20 protein-coding genes and 1 pseudogene are annotated in these 23,037 nt (G+C 46.6%); 3 read left to right on the top strand and 18 right to left on the bottom strand.

What is annotated here, in order from left to right; all coding sequences use genetic code 11:
* A partial coding sequence (locus tag UXZ23_RS10565; RefSeq protein ID WP_320820542.1) for an IS3 family transposase occupies nucleotides 1-203 on the top strand: 203 nt, incomplete at its 5' end.
* A 106-nt stretch (nucleotides 204-309) separates the two neighbouring features.
* On the opposite strand, the gene UXZ23_RS10570 is transcribed toward UXZ23_RS10565, so the two are convergent.
* The 7 genes from UXZ23_RS10570 to UXZ23_RS10600 all read right to left on the bottom strand — a co-directional run bounded on the left by UXZ23_RS10570 (nucleotide 310) and on the right by UXZ23_RS10600 (nucleotide 8,515).
* Nucleotides 310-1,992 (bottom strand): methyltransferase domain-containing protein, encoded by a 1,683-nt coding sequence (locus tag UXZ23_RS10570; RefSeq protein ID WP_320820543.1) that lies wholly within the window; start codon nucleotides 1,990-1,992, stop codon nucleotides 310-312.
* 556 nt (nucleotides 1,993-2,548) lie between these two features.
* On the bottom strand, nucleotides 2,549-2,767 hold the full coding sequence (locus UXZ23_RS10575) for a Nif11-like leader peptide family natural product precursor (RefSeq protein WP_320820544.1): 219 nt from the start codon (nucleotides 2,765-2,767) through the stop codon (nucleotides 2,549-2,551).
* A gap of 363 nt (nucleotides 2,768-3,130) precedes the next feature.
* On the bottom strand, nucleotides 3,131-3,928 hold the full coding sequence (locus UXZ23_RS10580) for a transglutaminase family protein (protein ID WP_320820545.1): 798 nt from the start codon (nucleotides 3,926-3,928) through the stop codon (nucleotides 3,131-3,133).
* A 104-nt stretch (nucleotides 3,929-4,032) separates the two neighbouring features.
* Nucleotides 4,033-4,710 (bottom strand): hypothetical protein, encoded by a 678-nt coding sequence (locus UXZ23_RS10585; protein ID WP_320820546.1) that lies wholly within the window; start codon nucleotides 4,708-4,710, stop codon nucleotides 4,033-4,035.
* Between the two features lie 124 nt (nucleotides 4,711-4,834).
* The gene (locus tag UXZ23_RS10590; protein WP_320820547.1) at nucleotides 4,835-6,352 is read right to left on the bottom strand and encodes a type VI secretion system contractile sheath domain-containing protein; all 1,518 of its coding nucleotides are present in this window, start codon (nucleotides 6,350-6,352) and stop codon (nucleotides 4,835-4,837) included.
* 172 nt (nucleotides 6,353-6,524) lie between these two features.
* Nucleotides 6,525-7,376: an S-formylglutathione hydrolase gene (gene fghA / locus UXZ23_RS10595; protein WP_320820548.1), complete on the bottom strand. Its 852-nt coding sequence runs from the start codon at nucleotides 7,374-7,376 to the stop codon at nucleotides 6,525-6,527.
* A gap of 26 nt (nucleotides 7,377-7,402) precedes the next feature.
* Complete coding sequence (locus UXZ23_RS10600) at nucleotides 7,403-8,515, bottom strand: S-(hydroxymethyl)glutathione dehydrogenase/class III alcohol dehydrogenase (RefSeq protein WP_320820599.1); 1,113 nt, start codon at nucleotides 8,513-8,515, stop codon at nucleotides 7,403-7,405.
* 110 nt (nucleotides 8,516-8,625) lie between these two features.
* On the opposite strand from UXZ23_RS10600, the gene UXZ23_RS10605 reads away from it, so the two are divergent.
* Together UXZ23_RS10605 and UXZ23_RS10610 are read left to right on the top strand one after the other, a co-directional pair.
* Nucleotides 8,626-9,492, top strand: a complete 867-nt coding sequence (locus UXZ23_RS10605) for a LysR substrate-binding domain-containing protein (RefSeq protein WP_320820549.1) — start codon at nucleotides 8,626-8,628, stop codon at nucleotides 9,490-9,492.
* A gap of 58 nt (nucleotides 9,493-9,550) precedes the next feature.
* Nucleotides 9,551-11,074, top strand: coding sequence for a carbon-nitrogen hydrolase family protein (locus tag UXZ23_RS10610; RefSeq protein WP_320820550.1), 1,524 nt, complete (start codon nucleotides 9,551-9,553; stop codon nucleotides 11,072-11,074).
* A gap of 70 nt (nucleotides 11,075-11,144) precedes the next feature.
* Here the strand turns inward: UXZ23_RS10610 and UXZ23_RS10615 are convergent, their stop codons facing one another.
* The 11 genes and pseudogenes from UXZ23_RS10615 to UXZ23_RS10665 all read right to left on the bottom strand — a co-directional run bounded on the left by UXZ23_RS10615 (nucleotide 11,145) and on the right by UXZ23_RS10665 (nucleotide 23,001).
* On the bottom strand, nucleotides 11,145-11,603 hold the full coding sequence (locus UXZ23_RS10615) for an acyl-CoA thioesterase (RefSeq protein ID WP_320820551.1): 459 nt from the start codon (nucleotides 11,601-11,603) through the stop codon (nucleotides 11,145-11,147).
* A 458-nt stretch (nucleotides 11,604-12,061) separates the two neighbouring features.
* On the bottom strand, nucleotides 12,062-13,354 hold the full coding sequence (locus UXZ23_RS10620; protein ID WP_320820552.1) for an adenylosuccinate synthase: 1,293 nt from the start codon (nucleotides 13,352-13,354) through the stop codon (nucleotides 12,062-12,064).
* Between the two features lie 23 nt (nucleotides 13,355-13,377).
* Nucleotides 13,378-14,544, bottom strand: a complete 1,167-nt coding sequence (locus UXZ23_RS10625) for an ATP phosphoribosyltransferase regulatory subunit (protein WP_320820553.1) — start codon at nucleotides 14,542-14,544, stop codon at nucleotides 13,378-13,380.
* A 10-nt stretch (nucleotides 14,545-14,554) separates the two neighbouring features.
* Complete coding sequence (locus UXZ23_RS10630; protein WP_320820554.1) at nucleotides 14,555-14,824, bottom strand: DUF2065 domain-containing protein; 270 nt, start codon at nucleotides 14,822-14,824, stop codon at nucleotides 14,555-14,557.
* A gap of 53 nt (nucleotides 14,825-14,877) precedes the next feature.
* Nucleotides 14,878-15,747: a protease modulator HflC gene (hflC, locus tag UXZ23_RS10635; RefSeq protein ID WP_320820555.1), complete on the bottom strand. Its 870-nt coding sequence runs from the start codon at nucleotides 15,745-15,747 to the stop codon at nucleotides 14,878-14,880.
* Nucleotides 15,747-16,937, bottom strand: a complete 1,191-nt coding sequence (hflK, locus tag UXZ23_RS10640; RefSeq protein ID WP_320820556.1) for an FtsH protease activity modulator HflK — start codon at nucleotides 16,935-16,937, stop codon at nucleotides 15,747-15,749. Before hflK ends, hflC begins: the two co-directional genes overlap by 1 nt.
* Before the next feature lie 118 nt (nucleotides 16,938-17,055).
* The gene (gene hflX, locus UXZ23_RS10645; protein WP_320820557.1) at nucleotides 17,056-18,369 is read right to left on the bottom strand and encodes a ribosome rescue GTPase HflX; all 1,314 of its coding nucleotides are present in this window, start codon (nucleotides 18,367-18,369) and stop codon (nucleotides 17,056-17,058) included.
* A 17-nt stretch (nucleotides 18,370-18,386) separates the two neighbouring features.
* Nucleotides 18,387-18,641, bottom strand: coding sequence for an RNA chaperone Hfq (gene hfq, locus UXZ23_RS10650; RefSeq protein ID WP_320820558.1), 255 nt, complete (start codon nucleotides 18,639-18,641; stop codon nucleotides 18,387-18,389).
* 145 nt (nucleotides 18,642-18,786) lie between these two features.
* Nucleotides 18,787-19,707 (bottom strand): annotated as a pseudogene (gene miaA / locus UXZ23_RS10655) (tRNA (adenosine(37)-N6)-dimethylallyltransferase MiaA).
* Nucleotides 19,708-19,766: 59 nt separating this feature from the next.
* Nucleotides 19,767-21,638, bottom strand: coding sequence for a DNA mismatch repair endonuclease MutL (gene mutL, locus UXZ23_RS10660; protein WP_320820559.1), 1,872 nt, complete (start codon nucleotides 21,636-21,638; stop codon nucleotides 19,767-19,769).
* Nucleotides 21,639-21,690: 52 nt separating this feature from the next.
* Nucleotides 21,691-23,001, bottom strand: a complete 1,311-nt coding sequence (locus UXZ23_RS10665) for an N-acetylmuramoyl-L-alanine amidase (protein ID WP_320820560.1) — start codon at nucleotides 22,999-23,001, stop codon at nucleotides 21,691-21,693.
* Between the last annotated feature and the right edge of the window lie 36 nt (nucleotides 23,002-23,037).

Raw genomic sequence — 23,037 nt, forward strand, 5'->3', positions numbered from 1 at the left:
ATGCCTGTGCAGAAAGCTTCTTTGCCTTGCTAAAGCGAGAACGTATTCGCCGTAAAATTTATCGCACAAGAGAAGAAGGAAAGGCAGATATATTTAATTATATTGAGCTGTTTTATAATTCCACGCGTCGCCATGGTAATAGTAATGACTTGTCGCCAAGGGACTATGAAAAGGATTATTTTTTGAACCAAATGGGTGTCTAGATAACTAGGGGCGATTCAAATGCCTCTAACTCAAGATCTTTCATAATGGTCATTCGTTGTGATATGAATTTCAGCTTAGAAATAAGCGGTGCTATCATCCTCAATTCTAGCCATATTCCCATGCCGTTTCACCACGACGATAAATCGCCGCAGCAGCCCGTTCAGATAGGTACTGAAACAACTCCTCTTCCCAACTAACTTTTCGGAATTTTCCGAGCGTGCGCTCAACTTCAAAACTGAATACTTTAGGTTCGACACGATTGGCAAAACGCCACAAATCTACAATCACCTCTTTTCGCTTACGTAACAACTCAGGCGTCGGGATTTTATCGCGCTTTTGGTTATTAACCGCGCTAGCCGCAGGTAACAGATTCCATAAATCGTTATTACGCCACAAAGAAAACGGTAAAGCATGATCGACATCCATCGTCGCGAGAGTTATGGATTTATCACTCCAAACACAGGTTAGGTCGTCATGCTCTTCGTACATCCGCCGTGCAATACTTTGCTCTTTTTCTGGAAGATTTTCTTTTACGAGATACGGAAGTGTTAGACCGCGATCAACGGATGGATCGAATTTTTTAGCAAAGTGTTCACAGAGATTTGCCCAGCGCAGAATGAGCGAATCTCTAATCCAGTGCCCAGACAAACAGAACTCGCGCCACAAATCGACATCCAGCATTACCAGTTTTTTCTCGTTGTCATACCAAAACATTTCGCCTTGCGCGGAATACTTTACAGGGCCTGATACTATCGCGGTTCTAATTGCTGTTAGTGTGATTTTAAGCTGACGAGCAATATCATTGCTTAACGTACCCTTCTTCCAAGCGAGTACAAATAAGGTGTGAGCGATCTCGGAGTGAGGATCAAAATAGGCGCAGCATTGCTGATTCAATAACGAAAGATGAGACCGAAAAGAAATTGGCCGCGCAGAATCGGAGTAGTCGGTCGTGCTCTGGGGAATATGCACAGGTGCTGCAACAAGAGGCCAATAATACGCTAACCAGCATTCGGCCAGTGCAGCAACAGGCATTCCTACATAACCTTTAGGAAACCACTCAACAGCATTTTCATCACGCTCAGCGATATCACAGAATGCCCGCATTAAGGCTAGTTTATAAGTCGCTACTTTACGGTCATTTTTTAGCACTGACTCCACTCTATCTAATGGCCGAGTCGATTCACTGGATTTCTCGAATATAAGTACATTCCAAGACAAACCTGACCGCCCAAGGGAGTCAGCAGTTGTTGCCTGACTGAGAAAGGTAAAACCAATTTGCTCAGCAATTAAACGAATTCGTTGCGGGTCCATCGGTAGAAATAACCGACCATCTGGATCACGAAAATCGTCATCTAAATCATTCCGCGATTCTGGTAAAGAGAGTAATAATCGCCCGCCAATTTTCAATAGATTACGCAAGTCAATAAACGCCTCAAGCTGCTGCCCAAGTGGAATATGCATCAATACCGCACTGCAGAGTACACCGTCGTATTTCTCGACAGATTTAATGCCAGGCAAAACACCTGAAGACACTCGGTCATTAAGGTGAGGAGAGTGTTCTATGATTTTTAGCCGTAGTGCTTCGACAGGCTCAATACCAAACGCATCGTACCCTTCGTCTAACAAAGCCTTTAGATCACGGCCTGACCCACAACCGATATCTAAAACCTTTGCACCAGCGCGGAACGCCAATGGAAAATGTTGCGCAACTGGACTTTTGACGGCTTCATATTGTGCGAAAACATCGTTCACATTGTTGTGGTAAAACTGCTCTGTCTTGTAATCCATCGGTTGTGAACAACTCTTAATCCTTCAATGCAGTAAACTGTACAATACCATCAGCTAGCGTGCGATACTTCTCCACATTTAAACCTCAAAAACAAAAAAGATATAGTAACAACGAATGCCACTACACTTTAACCCTACTATTGATTAATCTCGCCATTGCTTGAGTGGAGTAATCATTTTCTTAAACCCAGTAAAAATTACAACGCTGTGGTTGTTACCTTGGTCGTGATCATGGCTATTACCTCGGCCCTGATGAAATGACTTATGACACATCAAGCCACCACAAACACAAAGCACAGTCATACTCAAATGTAGTGGCCTACCTGAAAAACAACACGAAATCAGCGCTGCTAATGTAATATTTTTATCAGACATAAAAGAAGAGTTAGACGCTGCTAAAACAGCAGACATGCAGACGGTGTGGTTAGTGCGCGAAGGCAAACGACCAAAAGAAAGTGCTCACAAAGCCGTGAGTAGTTTTGCGGATATCAAGCTTTAATGGCAAGCATCCGAGTCAATGAGTCCTCCCATCGACTCAAGCGCTAAAACAAAATCACTAAACGCGCAGTAATGCCTTAGCAAGACGCTCTGACAACTGCTCTTCAGTGAACTGTGGCTCATTAGGTGGATACAAAGCATCCTCCACAAATTCAAAACCGTTCTCACGTGCTAGAGCAAATAATTCCTTCATTTTTAGGCACGCCTTTAGGCTCTCTGCCAATGCTGGATTACTCTTCGCTTTTTCAGAAAATTGCTTGATCGCTTCGACCGACATTTTCAGCACCCTCGTTTGCGTTAATGTTATCAATGTAAAATACCCTATCGCAAAATATAGGCCATGTAGGTTTTCGATCCGTAAATATAAAATTCTTTATATTCAATGAGTTAGAATATGATAAATTGAAGTGAAAGTGTCGTATTTAAGACAATCGAAATAATTGAATGGGGATTATTGTCAGGTTTTGGACAAAGTGGATTGGATGTTAATAATGAATATTACATGTATCAGATATTGATATATGAACCCAACCCCCTTGTTATATTTTACCAACACCCATCACTGCAAATACGAATACAATAATGAGCATTACTAATTTCTTTGTTTCTCCGGTAATTCAAGCAATTCACGGACTTGAGCTTAAACGTCACTCTCATCAATAACCTGCACGCTAACATTCTTAGAAAGCAGGTTCACTGGTGGGCCAAACTGATTAAAAATAGCCACATCGGCTGCGTCGCGGCCATAGCCAATCGAAATATAACCGCCAGTCACTTCACTTTGCGTTGCATCAAAGGTGTACCAACGTCCACCAACGTAAGCTTCGAACCAAGCGTGCAAATCCATGGGCTGTAGGCCGTATAAATAGCCCACCACCAAACGCGCGGGAATACTCAAACTGCGACACAGTGCGATACCAAGATGCGATAAATCACGACACACGCCCCACTGCCTGACATTCACTTCAGCTGCAGACATAGGAATATCGCTACCATCAGCGTCGTAGCGAATGGTGTTACGCAGCCAAGTTTCGATGGCTTTAACTTGGTCGTAACCTAGCAATTGACCTGCAGTAATGTTGAGAGCCATATCGCCGAAACGATCCGATTCACAATAACGGCTTGGTAAAAGATACCCGAGTACAGTCTCAGGTAAATGTTCAATGTCGACAAACGGCGCACCCGGACACTGATCTACATAATCCGCCGTCATCACAGTGGCAGAGGTATGGATAGAGAAATTCCCCGGAGGTGCAACCAGTCGCTGACAAAGATTGCCGTAACTATCGGTAAACTCGTACACAGGAACCATCGGCTTGAGCCCATATTGCTCGCTAGCAACCCATTGCTGGGCGCCGCTGCGCAGTCGTAGCATCAAGATAAAGGGGGTTGGAATAGTGATATCGAAGGTCATATCACAACTAACGCGTAACCACATAGCGTAGATCCTTCAGTAGCAGGCGCAAAAACACTTAACGCCTGAGCTCACCCTACGGTAATGGTGATAGGTGTCAATCGAAAGCCTTTGCCTCAATAAACAATTCAGGCACCCTTTAGGCTAATTTGTGACGTTTCAATCGAAAATATTTCTCCAGAATCTAACGTCACCTCAATAAAAAATATGAAACTATCGGCTACTTCTGGGGCACGATTGAGCACCAACTGCAATCTTGCACCTGCATGCAGATCATCTTGCGCTAAGTACTCAGGCAAACGATAGAAGACTGGTTCGTTATTTTCATATTCATAGTACTCGGCACTCGATGATTCGGCAGCACTAGAATAACTAACATCAAAAACGTCCACTAAAGAGTCGCCAGCGGCTAGTTCGCTCGAGAATGGGGCTGATGATGTGACTTTAATATCTACAATCTTCTCATTCGTATGTGGCGGTAAAGGACTGCAAGCATACGCTTTACTAAATAATGAGAAGCTTATCCCCCGAGACTTATTTAAGTTAACGGCTAGATACTGAACATCAGCCTCAAGTGAAATAATAATACCGTCGTAGTCAACCTCGGTATTGTCATAAGTATTAAAAAAATATCCAGAAATAATATTTCTATCTTCCGGCCTAAGATAGACCTCTGTAGCAAAATCAGTGATATCGAAAACAGAAGAACTAATATTTCCGCATCCCATTATATCTTCTTGTTTTTCCGCGCCACAGGCCACCAGAGCAAGCAAGCTAAAGACGAGTGGTAAAATTTTTAAATTCATTTAATGACGTCCGTATATAAATAATAGGCTTCAATCTTTCACTATCAAAATATTTTAAAGCATCAAGTCTATCGCGAAAAGTTTTCGCTTCTACCGAGTTTCAGTCTCGTTCGTTAAAGCTTGGCTAACGCACTTCACTCCACGGCCCGAGCAGTTCGCTTGATTCACTGCTAATCGACTGTAGTGCAGGAATGACGACGCTATCTTGATCGCGCACGGAGCGAATAGGCATAAGTCCTCTATCGCGCAACGCAGACGCTACACGATCCAGCATATTAATTTCTGCGCAGGGTTTTACTCGGCTTTCGCCATGTTCTTTATATACATGCAACGGTAACTGAGTAATGTGACTGCTGTGAGTCGCCTCTTCCGACCAGCCGCCACCGCTAAAATAATTACCTAGCTGTGCGGTGATTAACCATGCGCCATTACCCCATAAGTAATAGTCGTGTTGGCCATCTTGAGGGAGTTCTTCAAAAGCAAGGGCTTCTACTGAGCTGGTTTTGGCCCCATACGGCATGCGCAGCATAAAACGCGGACACGTAAGCAATGCATACTGGCTATAGTCTTGTTCTCGGATCGCTTGCCACATTAAGGTGAAATCGCTTTCAACTTCACGATGAAGATACCAATGCTCGGGATCTGGTACTTTAACTAGGCTTGGGCAACCTGCAATGCGCTCCGAAGCCCCACTAAGCAATACTGCATGGGAGTCGGCAGCGGCGCTGGCCAAGTTAGCGAGTGCTTCACAGTGACTAACCTCGTCTTGCAATTGATAGTCGGCCATCACCACACTAAAAGGCACAGAGCCTTCTTCTAAGCGATCATCAAGTAATAGCTTATGCAGCTGCGTGATCGATTCTGGATTGGCTTCGTTATCTGTGATTATTTCTTGCAAGCTGATGTCGGCAATAAACAGACGCACGCTACCGTCAGTATCTAATTGTTTTAACAGCCAATACAAACCACGCCAGGACGATTCAATTTCTTGAAAGGCGCTGCTATGCAGGATTTTTCGTAGTAAATGGCTAGCGCCTTGATCGACGGCGTCCATTAACTCAGCCTGACGAGGATCTGGGCTTGGAATCACATAAGGGGCGACAATTTGTTGTATTAAATTTTTAACCGAACCTTGTACATCTGACTTTACTTCGGTTTGCGCGCGGCGAGAGTTCAGCAACATATCGAGTACATCACTGGTTTGCGTAGATACCTCAGGCGCACGTTCTTCCGCTGGGGGCTGAGCAAACCAGCGTTGAATTTCACTCGCGGCAGCAGCAAAACGGTCACGATTCAACAAATCGCGTTTTAAATCGCGAAACTGGCCAAACAGATCAACTCTTTCGTAAATATAGTCGGGGTGCAGGTCATCCATTTCTTCAAATTTGATGGGCCGAGAGCTAACCGGTAGATCCAGAGTAACCCCCATGGTGGCAAATACATCGTCGAAATTATCGCGTATTAATTCGTAGATTTTACGCTTAGAAAGGCTGCCAGCATCGTTTTCGTTACGATGATCACGGCCACTAAAGTCTGCCAACACAAGGATATGACAAGGACGATGACGCACTAATGTGGGTTGGCTTTGCTCAGTAGATGAAGAAAACGAGATACCGCCGGTGTTCAGGGTTGCCCTGCTCATGGTTAAGTCCTTTTATTGGCTTTTCGAAAGAATGCCTGATTGTACCAGAAGATCAAGATAGGGAGATCAATGCTGAATTGTTTGCATCATTGACCGCTATTTAAACGCATAAACGTAAAAAGGCCGTTGATATCAACGGCCTTTTCCTAATCAAGCAGTCAATTCAATGCCATTACAGCCCTTTAAAAAACTGCGCATGAAAGCGTAAATGCTCATCTATAAAGCTGCTAATAAAATAGTAGCTGTGATCATAGCCTTCATGGCGATTCAGAGTCAGCGCATGGCCACCTCGCTTAGCGGCTGCTTCTAGCGTTTCAGGTTTTAGCTGTTCGGCTAAAAATTGATCCGCTTCGCCTTGGTCCACCAACACCGGTACGGCTGATTCCGCTTTAGCGAACAACACAGAGGCGTCATAGGCTTCCCACATTGTGCGGTCATTCCCCAGGTAATTGCTAAAGGCTTTTTGTCCCCATGGGCAATCCATTGGATTGCAAATTGGGCTAAAAGCCGAGACCGAGGAATAGCGTTCAGCATTCTTAAAGGCGATTGTCAGCGCTCCGTGCCCACCCATCGAATGACCGGCAATAGCGCGCTCCGACGACACAGGAAAGGTTGCCTCAATTAATGCTGGTAACTCATCCACAATATAGTCGTACATGTGGTAGTGCTTATTCCACGGCGCTTGGGTCGCGTTCAAATAGAAACCCGCACCTAGGCCAAAATCATAGCTGCCATTCTCATCATCAGGCACGCCTTCGCCACGCGGACTGGTGTCCGGCGCGACAATGGCAATCCCTAATTCAGCGGCCACCGTTAAGGCACCCGCTTTTTGCATAAAATTTTCATCAGTGCAGGTTAAGCCAGACAACCAGTACACAACCGGTACTGGATGACTGCTGCTCGCCTGCGGCGGTAAATAAATCGCAAAACGCATGTCGCAGCCACCAAGGGTTTTTGCAACGTGCGTATATTGTTTATGCCAGCCACCGGCGACTTTATTTTGGGTTACTAATTCAAGTGTCATAACGCCTCGTTAATTCTCAATCGCTATTAATAGTGAATCACGCTGCGGATACTTTTGCCTTCATGCATTAAATCGAAGGCTTCGTTGATTTTATCCAACGACATCGTATGAGTAATAAAATCGCTTAACTTAAATTCACCCGCTAAATAACGTTCGACGTAATCTGGCAATTCGCTGCGACCTTTAACACCACCAAAGGCCGTGCCACGCCAGACTCGACCGGTAACCAATTGAAATGGACGTGTCGAGATTTCTTGACCAGCACCGGCAACACCAATAATGACCGACTCGCCCCAACCTTTGTGGCAGCATTCCAATGCCGAACGCATCACATTAACGTTGCCGATACATTCAAATGAGAAATCCACGCCGCCATCCGTTAATTCTACGATGACGTCTTGAATTGGCTTATCGTAATTTTTCGGATTAATACAGTCAGTTGCACCGAGTTGCTTCGCCAGTTCAAACTTACTTTCGTTAATGTCGATGGCGATAATGCGCGACGCTTTGACCATCGCCGCACCAATCACAGCCGATAGACCAATACCGCCTAAACCGAAGATGGCAACGGTATCACCCTCTTTCACTTTCGCCGTATTCATGACCGCACCCATACCCGTGGTGACACCACAGCCAAGCAAACACACTTCTTCAAGCGGTGCCGTTGGATTCACTTTCGCCAATGAAATTTCTGGCAGTACGGTGTATTCAGAAAAAGTCGAACAGCCCATGTAGTGATAAATCGGCTCACCATTAATGGAAAAACGCGTGGTGCCATCGGGCATTAAGCCTTTACCTTGGGTCGCACGGATCTTTTGACACAGATTGGTTTTACCCGATAAGCAAAACTTACACTCGCCGCATTCTGGGGTGTACAGCGGGATCACATGATCGCCGACGGCAACACTGGTCACGCCTTCACCAATAGACTCAACAATGCCGCCGCCTTCATGGCCCAAAATCGTTGGAAAGATACCATCAGGATCTTCACCTGACAGCGTGAACGCATCGGTATGACATACGCCAGTCGCCACAATACGCACACGCACTTCGCCCTTCTGCGGCGGCATAACATCCACGTCTTCAATAGAAAGCTGCTGATTAGGCCCCCAAGCAATCGCAGCGCGAGATTTGATGATACCGGTCATAACATGCTCCAACGAGAATCTAAAGTTGACCATCATTGTAATTACATACTCGTAAGAGATAATACACTCAATTATAAAATCTCTATTACCCAGAGGTAACAATGGCAAATTGGCAAGGCGTGGCAGAGTTTGTCGCTGTGGCAGAATCGCAGAGCTTTACTCGGGCAGCGGTACAATTAAATGTTTCTACCGCACATGTCAGTCGTCAGGTACGAGATTTAGAGCAACGCTTAGGCTCTGAGCTGCTGTATCGGACGACTCGCCGAGTCAGCCTTACCGAAGCTGGGCAAATCTATTATCAGCACTGCCGGCCTCTTCTTGATGGCTTAGGCAATGCTGAGCGCGCCGTCGGCAACCTGCAAACCATTCCCCAAGGCTTATTGCGCATTACTGCGCCCGTCACTTATGGTGAGCGCCACATAGCGCCGCTGATTAATCGTTTTTTGCAGCAACACCCAAAAGTGACGATTCATTGCGAATTGACCAACCAACAACTCGATTTAATCGACAGTAATTACGATTTAGCGATTCGTCTTGGGCGTCTAGAAAATAGTGATTTGATAGCTAAACGGCTAGGCAGCCGCCAACTATGGACCTGCGCCTCACCAGCGTATTTGGCCGCCCATGGCGAGCCGCATACCTTGTCGGAGTTAAGCCATCATCAATGCCTTGTCGGTACACTAAATCATTGGCGTTTTAATAATGCCGGACAAGATCAAATGCTGCGTGTTGAAGGTGTATTACGTTGCAACAGTGGAGAGGCATTATTGGATGCCGCCCTATGTGATTTAGGCATAGTACAATTACCGGATTACTACGTGACCACCGCCATCGCCAACGGCAAGCTGGTTTCAGTTCTCAACAGTTATCAACCGGAAAACGAAGGGATATGGGCACTCTACCCACCCGGTCGCCAACATTCTCCCAAAGTGCGCATGTTGATCGACTATCTTGTAGAACATCTTTAATTCACCGACACTAACCGCAGTAGCGAGTGAACACGACCTTACTTTTATAGTGGATATTATGTCTTCAGAAAAAACCCGATTAGAAATATGTAACTTAACCGCCGACCAGTATCCTTTGATTAAAGAGCTTATGGATGAAGCATATCCAGAGCTAGGCGGCGCTTGGCCAAAACACACGATATCCTTGTTGATTGAGAAATTTCCAGAAGGCCAAATTGGTGTAATCGACGGCGATGAATTAGTTGGCCTAGCGCTTAGCGTACAAGTTGATTATGCGCGTTACTCCAACCCGCACACCTACGAAGACATTGTCGATAGCAATGATGTGGTATCGAATAACACCGAAGGCGATACCATGTACGGCCTTGATGTGGTGATAAAAAAATCTCACCGAGGTATGCGTATTGGCCGTCGTTTATACGACGCGCGTAAAGAACTATGCCGTCAGTACAACTTCCGTGGCATGTTGGCCGGTGGTCGTATTCCTAGCTATCATACCTATCGCCATGAAATGACGCCGACTGAATTTATCGAAAAAGTTGACCGTAAAGAAATTTACGATCCAATTTTAAGCTTTCAATTAGCCAACGATTTTCAGGTAAAACGTTTATTAAAGAAATATCTACCAGAAGATGAAGAGTCGGTAGGTTTCGCAACCCTATTAGAATGGAACAACATTTTTTATGAGCCAACCGATACCGTATTGGAATCACGTAAAACCACCGTGCGCGTCGGTGCTGTGCAATGGCAAATGCGTTCCGTTAGTTCGCTCGATGAGTTATTAAAGCAGGTCGAATATTTTGTTGATACGGTTTCTGATTATCAAAGTGACTTCATTGTTTTCCCTGAGTTCTTTAATGCACCGTTAATGGGGCTAGGCAGGCAAACCACTCAAACAGAAGCCATTCGATTTTTAGCCGGATTTACAGCCGACATTCGTGATGCTATGTCGCGGATGGCGGTAGAGTACAACGCCAACATCATTACCGGGTCTATGCCGATTAATGAGAATGGCACAATTTACAACGTTTCTTATCTGTGTCATCGCAGCGGTAAAGTGGATGAGCAGCGTAAAATTCATATCACCCCGCACGAAAAAAATGACTGGGTCATTCGCGGTGGCGATAAACTGTCAGTTTTTGAAACGGATGCCGGACGTGTTGGTATTTTAATTTGTTACGATGTTGAATTTCCTGAGTTAGGACGACTCATGGCCGAGCAAGGCCTAGAAATTCTATTTGTGCCTTTCTGGACCGATACCAAAAATGCCTATTTGCGTGTGCGCTTATGCGCTCAAGCACGAGCCATTGAAAACGAATGCTATGTGGTTATTGCCGGTAGTGTGGGCAATTTACCTGAAGTTGAAAGCTTAGATGTGCAGTACAGCCAATCGGCAGTATTAACACCTTCCGACTTCCCCTTCCCACACGATGCAACTTTATCTGAGGCAACATCAAATACCGAGATGCTATTATTCTCGGATTTAGATATGGATAAATTGCGGGTGTTACATAACGAAGGGTCTGTGCGTAATCTTAAGGATCGCCGCAAAGATCTTTATGACGTTATCATGAAGAAATAATAATTTAATTGATGTCTACTTAACGAATGGGTAGCGCTCCCCACCGTCATAATTAGGCATTAATTAGCATTCACACCTTAGCTGTTTCTTTTGCCGGTTCAGCTAAGTGTGGTTCTAACTTCAAAATGCTTTTTACTAAACCTTCTGGAATATCACACGGACGTCCCGCTTTATAGTCGAAAAATACCAACAGGCTATCGCCTTTAGCGACTAAACGAGAGGTTTCGTGACTCCATACCGCATACTCTTGCAGAATACGACCAGACTCCAATCGCACGCCTTTAATACCCACACTGATGGTATCTGGATATTTTAGTGGTGCTAAAAACTTGGCATTGGTTTGTGCCAAAATTGGGCCTTGTGCATAATTATTCATGTAATCAAGAATATTGAGACTATCGAAATACTTCACACGCGCACTTTCGAAATAACGAAAATATACCGCGTTATTAACGTGCTGAAAGGCATCCATTTCTCCCCAGACAACAGGGAGTTCTACAACAACCGGATAATCATATAAATCCAACATAATCGCTCCTAAATTTCATTGGTGAGATACACATTTAAAACCTCCCAACAGGTTTTAAACAGACTGGTAAGAATTAGGTAAAACTTACCAGTAATTCAGTAACAGCAACGAGCGTGCCTGATTTTCAAATAAATTTATAACCTGCATAAAATTTGTTCAATCAGGCCGAATAGACCACCAATTAGCCAAAATGGCCTAAAAACTTAGTTTACTTCTAATGATAATTCATGAATTTATATAGTGGTTAGAAACAAACCGAACACGACTATAAGACTGATAGCGGCAAGATAGTGTCAATGACCGACGAAAACACAACGCTATCTTGCCCGTGTGCCAGAAATCCATTCAATTAAATCGTCAACTTTCCGTGATAATCATCACGAACTTGGTGAAATTATGGGTAAATTAGAGGCAAAAAAAAGCCCGACCATATGGCCGGGCTTTTTCATTTGATTGCTTTACAGATCAAAGCTGTGACGCAATACAATCGTTTCTACGCGATCAGGACCGGTAGAAATAATATCGATTGGAGCACCAATCGCTTCTTCAATAAAACGAATATAGCTACGCGCATTTTCTGGCAGCTCTTCGATGGTTTTGGCACCGAATGTCGATTCGGTCCAACCTGGTAGCTCTTTGTACACTGGCGTCAACTTACAGAACTGATCCGCACTCGCCGGTACTTTTAACGCATTACCGTTTTCGTCTTGATAGCCAACGCATACTTTGATGGTTTCTAAACCGTCTAGTACGTCGAGCTTAGTCAGACAGATAGTGTTGATTGAGTTAACACGGATCGCGTGCTTTACCAGCATGGCATCGAACCAACCACAACGACGGTCACGACCAGTCGTAGTGCCTTTTTCTTTACCCACCGTCGCCAGATGAATGCCGACAGAATCAAATAGTTCCGTTGGGAACGGGCCAGAACCAACACGTGTGGTGTAGGCTTTAGTGATACCTAAGATCTGATCCAAATACAAAGGACCCACACCTGAACCTGTCGCAACACCGCCAGCGGTGGTATTTGAAGAGGTTACAAATGGATAGGTACCGTGATCGATATCAAGCAGCGTGCCTTGAGCACCTTCAAACATAATATCGCCGCCACTTTCACGCACGCTGTGTACTAAATCAACGGCATCAACAACGATGTCTTTAATTTGTGCAGCCCAGTCGATGCATGAGGCTAGGGTTTCTTCATAGCTAACTTCTTCGACACCGTAATAGTGCTTCAGTGAGAAGTTATGGTATTCCATCACTTCTTTTAGCTTGTCGGCAAACTCAGGCTGGTACAAGTCACCAACGCGCAAACCGCGACGGCTAACTTTATCTTCGTACGCAGGGCCAATACCACGACCGGTAGTACCGATTTTATCGTTACCACGTTTAATTTCACGTGCCTGATCCAATGCACAGTGATACGGCAAAATTAGTGGGCAAGCATGAGAAATACGCAAACGTTCCATTACGGGTACGCCACGATCTTCCAGCGCGCGGACTTCTTTTAACAAAGCGTCCGGAGCCAATACCACACCATTACCGATAACGCAGGTAACGCCATCACGCAAAATACCAGAAGGAATCAAGTGAAGAGCGGTTTTAACACCGTCAATCACCAGCGTGTGGCCAGCATTATGGCCACCTTGAAAGCGTACAACAGCGGCTGCTTTTTCAGTTAGCAGATCAACTATTTTACCTTTACCTTCGTCACCCCATTGGGTGCCCAAAACTACAACGCATTTACCCATCGCGGAATCTTTCACTCACAGAATTAAGCTTCGACCAGCTGCCACTGGCCATCCAAGTAGTCCAGACGCGAATCCGCCGGAACCGCATCGTGATTCAATTGCACCAGAACGCGCATGCCTTGGCTGCGCAGTTGCTGGATTGCTTGCCATAGCGCTGGATCATCAGAACTAGGCGCGACCACGGTTTGCTTGCGGTCGGTCTTAACGTCGCCAAGACGGGCGAGTACTTTCAAATCAGCACTGAAGCCGGTCGCTGCACGAGCGCGGCCAAATACAGCACCTGTTTCATCGTAACGACCACCTTGGGCAATAGCATCGCCATATCCCGGTACATAGGCCGCAAACACCAAACCGGTGTGATAATCGTAGCCGCGGAGTTCGGTTAGATCGCACATCATTGAAGTATTCGGAAAACGTTTTGCAACGTGCTCCGCTACTTTCATTACGTGCTCTAACTCGTCTGCTGCGCCTGGAACCAACTCCGCCATACGCGCAAATTGCGCACGCATTGCTTCATGGCCGCCCTGCAAGGTCGCCAATAGCGTAAACGCTTCGACCATACTTGCATCACTCAGTTCGCGCTCAGCCCAAACCGCTAGGTCGGTGGCACACTTAAGCTTCAATAGGGCAAACAATTCCGTTTGCTGATCAGCGTTGATGCCAGCTTGACGTGCCAAAGCACGGAAGACACCAACATTTCCTAAATCCAAATGCACTTGCTGCATGCCGGCTTGCTCTAGCATGGCCAGCATCAAGCTAATAATTTCAACATCCGCATCTAAACCCGCTTCGCCATAAAGCTCGGCACCGATTTGCATTGGCGTGCGGCTGGCTAGCAGTGAGCTGGATTTCGCATGAAACACGGTGCGGCAATAACTAAAACGGCTGATGCCATCTTGGGCGTAGCTGTGCGCATCAATACGTGCAACTTGCGGTGTTGTATCCGCGCTTAATCCCATCAAACGACCTGATAATTGATCGGTTACTTTGAAGGTACGCAAATCTAAATCTTTACCCGTGCCGGTAAGCAAGGAATCGAGATATTCCAAAGCTGGAGGAATAACAAGGTCGTAACCACAGTTATCCAAAAAGTCGAGCAAGTGGCGACGTAAGTGCTCTATTTGCCGTGCTTGGGGCGGCAGTACTTCATCAATACCATCCGGCAGTAGCCAACGGTCAGCGCTTGTCATGGTCCAGCCTTTATACATTGATCAGGTAGAGAAGACCGAGTCCCAGCAACATGCTGAATAGCCCAGTCATACGCATTGTACGATCATCCGTCGCCGCCAATTGCTGTACCAGCCGACGCCACCGCGCGGGATACAAAAATGGCACTATGCCCTCGATGATAAAAACGAGGCCGATAGCGAGCGCCAGAACATGCCAAAAATCCGGTTTCAACAAATGGCCTTTCGATAAATGATCGCACAAAAAAACCGGGCACCAGGCCCGGTTACGGGATTCTACCAAAGCTGGCCGGTAACGGCCAGTTGGTAATCCGCTGACTTACAATTCGTTGAGGACTATTTGCCCTTCGAATTTTTAAAGTAGCGGAAGAAGTCGCTATCCGGCTTCATAAGAATCACATCGTTTTCACGGAATGTTTCTTGATAGGCCTTCAAGCTACGCGTAAACGCATAGAACTCAGGGTCACGATTGTAAGCCGAAGCGTAAACACGAGCGGCTTCCGCATCACCCTCACCACGAGTACGTTCTGCATCACGGTAGGCCTCTGCTTCCAGAACTGTTTTTTGACGATCCGCATCCGCTTGGATACCTTCGGCCAGTTCTTTACCTTGCGAGCGATGCTCACGTGCTTCACGACCACGTTCAGCCGACATACGGTTGTACACTGAATTACTCAGATCTTCCGGTAGGTCGATGGCTTTAACACGTACATCTAATACTTCGATGCCCAATTCTTTTTGGGTTTCAATGTTCAGAGCAGTGGTCAGTTTAGTCATTAACTCGTCACGCTCACCGGATACCACTTCGTGCAAAGTGCGCGCAGCGATTTCGTCACGCAGACCTTTGTTCACTAAGTTAGCCAACAGGTTAGATGCTTGCAGACGATTACCTGAAGCTGCTTTGTAGTAGGCGTTTACATCTTTGATGCGCCATTTCGCGAACGAATCCACGATCACGTATTTCTTACCTGAGGTTAAGAAACGCGACGGGTTAGTGTCGAGTGTTAATACACGTGCATCAAAACGCTTAACCACATCAACAAACGGGGTTTTAAAATGCAGACCCGGTTCGATATCAGCTTGAACCACTTCACCAAACGTCAATTTAATTGCACGTTCAGTTTCATTGATCACATAAAGACTCTGGCTCGCGACTAATCCGACAACCGCGATCAAAATCAAAAGAATGGTAGATTTCGGAGACATTAGCGACCCTCCCTACGAACTGAATTAGTGGAGTTTTGACGCGAACGAATCTCGTTGATTACTTGATCAGCAATAGTCGACATATCGCTGTTGCTCATCTGATCTTTTGATTGTGAAGATGGCATACCTTGGATAATTTTATCCAGAGGTAAGTACATCATGTTATTACCACCTTCAACGTCAACTAAGACCTTGCTGGAGTTGGTATACACTTCGCTAACCGCTTCAATATACAAACGCTCACGGGTAACTTGTGGCGCTTTTTTGTATTCTGATAAAAGATTCTCAAAACGAGCCGCCTCACCTTCTGCACGCGCAACAATGCGCTCTTTGTAGGCAGACGCTTCTTCTAATTGACGTTGTGCACGACCGCGAGCTTCAGGAACAATGGCGTTCGCGTAGGCTTCTGCATCGTTAATAAAACGCTCTTTATCTTGCTTCGCACGCTGCACATCATCAAAAGACTCTTTCACCTGTTGTGGTGGACGAGCATCTTTAATGTTGACGTTAGTCAGCTGAATACCGGTTTGATAACGATCTAGATAATCCTGCAAACGTATCTTCACAGCTTCGGCTAAGGCTGCACGACCCGTGGTCAAAATCGGGTCCATCGCGGTGGAGCCCACTTCATGACGCAAAGCGCTTTCTGCTGCTGAAATCAAGCTAGCTTCTGGCTCTTCTACACGTAAAGCGAATGTCTGAGGGTCTTGTACACGGTATTGAACGTTCAGTTCAACTTCGACGATGTTTTCGTCTTCCGTCAGCATGCGCTCTTTAATTTCAGCTTCACGTACTTTGGTGATATTCACCGGAACCACCTGATCGACGACTGGAATTTTCCAGTGCAAACCTGGGTTCTCAATAGAACTAAATTGACCAGTACGCAGTACAACGCCACGTTCCTGTTCGTCTAAGGTGTAGAACGAATTGAAAGCCAATAAACCGGCACCAATGATCGCAGCGATGATCAACAAACCGCCTAGTCCGTCATTGCCGCCTGAACCTTGGTTATTCCCGTTACCGCCGCCCTTTTTGCCAAATAGACCATTTACTTTGTCCATTAGCTGTTTAAGAACTTCGTCGATATCTGGTGGCTGATTACCGCCGCCGTTTTTATTTCCGCGGTTATTATTTCCCCACGGATCCTTGGGATTGCCTTTTCCGCTTCCGCCAGGCTCATTCCAGGCCATAAATCACTCCAGTCAGTGTGTGCCAGGTGTGTGAATACATGCACACCCAATGATAACGAATTTAATCGTCTACATACTACCGTTCAAAGGACAACAAAACCGGATCTCTCGATCCGGTTTAATGCCATGCCTCTTGCACGGGTTTAATAAATCGTTGTTCTGCAATCTCAGCTCGTGCTAACGCCCGTTTAAAGTCGTGGCGCTGCATCCGCACATTCAAAATAATGTCGCCGTTATCGGCAAAGGCTTCATTACGTATTGCCCCAAACTCATAAAGTATGGCGCGTAATTTAGCTTCTGCAGGACGCAGGCTGATTTCTTGATCGAACACATCTTCGCCAAGCAACTCGCCCATGGCCTGATTTAATAAATCGAAGCCTAAACGTTTTTGTGCCGACAGCCAAACAGCTACGGGCACACCCATATCATCACGCTCAATACGAGCTTCGCCGCCGTGCTCTAACAAATCAATTTTATTGTATACACGCAACTGCGGTACTTCATCAGCTTCAATCTCGCCTAACACCAATTCAACTTGGCGAATATTGCCGTCGCGCTCTTCTGCTGCACAGTCAATCACGTGCATCAGCAAGGTAGCTTCTGCCGCCTCTTGCAAGGTAGCCCGAAACGACTCTACGAGTTTATGGGGTAAGTGACGAATAAAACCAACGGTATCAGCCAACACGACTTCGCCGACATCACCCACTTGAAAACGGCGAATGGTTGGATCGAGCGTCGCGAACATCTGATCTGCGGCATACACCTCAGAAGACGTTAATGCGTTAAATAAGGTTGATTTACCGGCGTTGGTATAACCCACAATGGCGATGGTCGGCACATCAGAACGCTTACGCGAACGACGACCTTGATCACGCTGGGCCCGCACTTTTTCTAAGCGCGAGTTAATGCTTTTTACACGTTCACGTAATAAACGACGGTCGGTTTCGAGCTGAGTTTCACCCGGCCCGCGCATACCGATACCACCTTTTTGACGCTCAAGGTGAGTCCAGCCGCGAATTAAGCGCGTAGATTGATATTGCAACTGCGCCAACTCAACCTGAAGTTTACCTTCATGAGTACGCGCTCGTTGTGCAAAGATATCGAGAATAAGACCCGTTCGGTCGAGAACACGGCATTGCAATGCTCGCTCCAAGTTTCGCTCTTGGCTCGGAGACAATGAGTGGTTGAAAATCACGAGTTCGGCACCATGCAAGCGCACGACGTCGCCAATCTCTTCGACTTTTCCACGACCAACAAAGGTTTTTGCATCGGGCGTTGGACGCTTGGTAGTTACCAGTCCAACTGGGTCGGCGCCAGCCGAAATGACCAGCTCACGGAATTCATTCAGATCTTCTCGATTTGCCCCTTCGGGGAAATTCACGTGAACCAGTACTGCGGTTTCGCCGCCGTTATCAGGGCGGTCAAAGAACACGAATGCTGCTCCTACGATTACTCGTCTGCGTCATCGTTTTCGTTGAACTCAGGCGATGGTGCCAAACGCACGTTACGCGATGGAACAACGGTCGAAATGGCGTGTTTATATACCATTTGCGATACGGTGTTTTTTAATAAAATAACAAATTGGTCGAACGATTCGATCTGTCCCTGCAACTTAATACCGTTTACAAGAAAGATAGACACCGGAATACGCTCTTTACGCAGCTGATTCAGGTAAGGGTCTTGTAGGGAATGCCCTTTTGACATAGTGATCTCCTAACAATTAAGGTGCCGTCCAATGTGGGGACAGCGAATAATAAAAAGTAATAGCCCCAAGTGTCGTCTGGACTGGCGGCATTGCAAGGGAATCGGGTTAATAATAAGACCAATTTCCGAGTGCTATGCTGCGAATTCAGGACGATGCGTTAAATATGGCGTTCGCATGCAGTATTTTCAAGGCATTTCGCAGAAGATAGGGATCATCGGTATCTAACCAGTGCAGGTCCGGCCAACTTCTGAGCCAAGTAATTTGCCGCTTAGCCAATTGACGCGTGGCAATGATGCCACGGTCCACCATTTCGTCATAATCATATTTACCTTCCAAGTAATCCCAAACCTGTCGATAACCTACCGCTCGAATGGAAGGCATATCAATATTGAGATCACCACGCTCATACAAAGCTTGTACTTCGGCAATAAAATCCTGATTCATCATCTGCATAAATCGCTGCGCGATACGCTCATGCAAGCGACTGCGCTCAGAAGGACAAATGGCAAGATTCACAACATGATAGGGCAACGGCTGAGTATCTTGCGCAGCCCAATGCTCGGTCAATGTTTTACCCGATACTAAAAACACTTCTAACGCGCGCTGAATACGCTGGGAATCCATTGGTTTTAACCGCTGGGCAGACTCGGGATCTATCTCGCATAAACGTGCATGCATTGTCGGCCAGCCGAGCTGTTTGGCTTCGTCGAGTAATTGCTGGCGAATGACGTCATCGGCTTGAGGCAGATCAGCTGCCCCGTCGCGTAAAAACATAAACTACATCATAGTGCCGCCCGTCAGCAGAGGCACTTTACCTGCTGCGGTAATATCGGCCATCTCGCGCAGCGCATCTTCGCGAAACTGAGCGGCAGAATAGACTTCCTTAGGATCGATCAAATCAATTAGACGATGCGGTGCAAAGGCTTGCATGGCGGCATCGGGCTTAGCCGTACCAATATCCATGCCTTTATAGATAAGCGCCGAGTCGACGCTTATGATTTCGCAATTATGATTTGCCACCAGTTCTAATGCTAAGGCGGTTTTGCCCGCTGCGGTTGGGCCCATTAAAAAAATGGCAGGCGGTAATTCTGTCGGTGGCGCTAAGTCCAGAGTGTTAGACACGCTTAGCGTCCCCTTAAAAATAACTTATCAAGTTCTGGCATGGTCATTTGCGTCCACGTTGGTCGACCATGATTACACTGACCACTACGCTCCGTCGCTTCCATATCGCGCAATAAGCCATTCATCTCAGGTATGGTTAAACGACGATTAGCACGTACCGAGCCGTGACACGCCATCGTGCCGAGCAACTCATTACGATGAGCTAGAAAGCGATCCGAGCTGCCGTGTTCAATTAAATCGCCCAACATATCAGTAATCAGTTGAGGCACTTCCGCTTGTTGCAACAGCACTGGAATTTGGCGCACCAGTAAACTCTCTGGGCCAACACGGGCCAATTCAACCCCTAAAGTACGAAATTGTTCGGCAAATTGTTCGGCGGTATCCGCTTCGCGTTCGCTCACGCTTAAATTTACCGGCACCAATAATGGCTGGCTTTGCACACCTTGCTGATCAACAGCGATTTTTAAACGCTCGTAGGTAATGCGCTCGTGGGCTGCGTGCATATCCACCACCACTAAACCGCCTGCGTTTTGCGCCAAAATATAAATGCCGTGCAGCTGCGCAATAGCAAAGCCAAGTGGCGGCATATCGGCGCTGGGTGATTCTGGCAAGGCAGTACGATTCATTGCGCCGTAAACATTCATTTGTTCGGCGATATCGGCGCGCGCAGGCGCTTGATTGGCGAAGTTGCTTGGTGCTGACGACCATAGAGGTGTTGCTGAAGAACTTAGCCCTGCTTGTTGATTCGGCTGCCAATCAAGCCGTGTTTGCTCGCTAAATTCTCCCGCTGCGGCACCACTTACAGGCATAGCACTAGATGTTAAGCCACCCGCTAACTCACTTGGCGATGAGCCGTTGGGTTGATTATCTGGGCGCACATCCCCTAAGGCTTTATGTAAAGTACGGAAGAGGAAATCATGCACTAAGCGACCGTCACGAAAACGTACTTCGTGCTTGGTTGGGTGTACGTTAACGTCCACCAGCTTAGGATCGAGCGATAAATACAACACAAACGCGGGATGACGACCGTGATACAGCACATCCCGGTAGGCTTGTTTAATGGCATGCACAACCAATTTATCGCGAACCACACGGCCATTCACGAAAAAATACTGCATGTCGCCTTGTGAACGTGAGAAGGTCGGCAAGCCAACCCAGCCTTGTAATTGCAACCCCGCAGCTTCGGCCTCAATATGCACTGAGCTATCAATAAATTGTGGACTTAATAACGCAGCAACACGCTTTTCGCGATCAATTGGCCGCGCGGCAGGACGCAATGAATGAATCGTACGCTGGTTATGGCGCAAGCTAAAAGCAACATCATAACGGCTTAATGCGAGCCGTTTTACGTATTCTTCCAGATGCGAAAATTCGGTTTTTTCGGTGCGTAAAAATTTACGCCGCGCGGGAGTGTTAAAAAATAAGTCGCGTACTTCCACTGTGGTGCCAACGGGATGGGCTGCTGGGCTAACATTGGCAACCATGTCTCGCCCCTCAGCACTCACTTGCCACGCAGTATCAGCCGATTGCTCGTGCGAGGTTAAGGTTAAACGAGTAACCGAACTGATACTGGCTAGCGCCTCGCCACGAAAACCTAAACTACCCACCGCTTCTAAATCATCTAAGGTTGTGATTTTACTGGTGGCATGGCGACTCAAAGACAAGGCTAAATCGTCTTTATCAATACCGCAGCCATCATCACGAATGCGCAATAATTTAATACCGCCCTGCTCCGCCTCTATATCAATGTGACGCGCGCCAGCATCCAGAGCATTTTCAACCAACTCTTTCACAATGTTGGCTGGCCGCTCGACCACTTCGCCGGCTGCAATTTGGTTCGCCAGTCGCGGCGAAAGTAAATGAATTCGACTCATAGTCAGTCTTACGTGTCCTGTTGGCGTCGGTGAACTGGGCTAAAATGCCTGTTCACGAACTGGGAATTTTGATGCGTTGGCCGATTTTTAGCTGATCACTGCTGAGGCCGTTAAGCTGACGTAATTCTTGAATATCCATACCGCTACGGGAGGCCAATTCAGACAGCGTATCACCCGGGCGAATGGTGTAAGAAACAAACTGACTCGCTGCGTTGCGTTTTGCCGCCAGTAAAGTACCTGTCGGCGGATAGGTTTCGAAATACTGTTTAATACCGGTAAAAATTGCCTTAGCCATGCGCTTTTGGAAATTACGGTCGGCGAGTTTTTTCGACTCTCCAGGATTCGAAATAAAACCCGTCTCAACTAACAGCGCAGGAATATCAGGCGCTTTTAGCACCACAAAGGCCGCTTCTTCTACGCCCGGTTTATGCAGTTTGGTAATAGCACCCATTTGCGACAGGATACTGCGCCCAGCTCGGGCACTCGCATCGCGCTTATGAGTCATAGATAAATCAAGCAAGGTCATGGCTAAGTGATCTTCACGACCTTCAAGGCTGAGACCACCAATTAAATCCGATTTATTTTCTTTGTCGGCTAGCCAGCGAGCAGTTTCACTCGACTCTCCACGATCCGATAAAATAAATACCGAGCTACCACTGGCTTGAGGGATTTTAAACGCATCGGCATGAATAGAAACAAAGAAGTCGGCGTTGGCTTTACGCGCTTTTTCGGTACGCTCGCGCAAACCAATATAATAATCACCGGTACGAACCATAAAGGGCTGAAAGCCCGTTTCGTCGTTTAACAGTGCCTGTAGCTCTTTGGCAATGGACAAGACCACTTCTTTTTCTTTTGTTCGGCCATGCCCTATCGCTCCAGGGGCTTCACCGCCGTGCCCAGCATCAATAGCAATAATAATATTACGCTTCACGGCATCGAGAGATTCCGCACGCTTGATCGGCGCAACCACTTGCGCGGTTTCTTTAGGCTTTAAATCCACCACTAAACGATGATTCGGGTAGGTATCGTTGGGCGGTAATATTTGACTCGACGGCTCTAGCGCTTCATTCACATCAATGACAATGCGTAGGTCTTTACTATTGCGCTTGCCTTTACGGATACTTTTCACCGCTGTCGAATGGATATCAACTTGATCAGGATCTTTCTTCATATCGGCATCGTTAAGATCAATCACGATCCGGTAAGGATTCGGCAGATCAAAAATCCGATACTCTGTAGGCTCAGAGAGGTCAAAAACCAAACGTGTACTGTCTGGCGACTGCCATACCCGAATGTCTTTCACATCCGCATAGGCTGAAATCACTGTCGTACCCAATAGTATGGCAATGAGTAGCGCTCTCATGCGTTGTCGTGCTCCTGTTTCATACGCTCTCACGCA

The organism is Thalassolituus sp., assembly GCF_034111725.1.
Lineage (GTDB): Bacteria > Pseudomonadota > Gammaproteobacteria > Pseudomonadales > Oceanobacteraceae > Thalassolituus.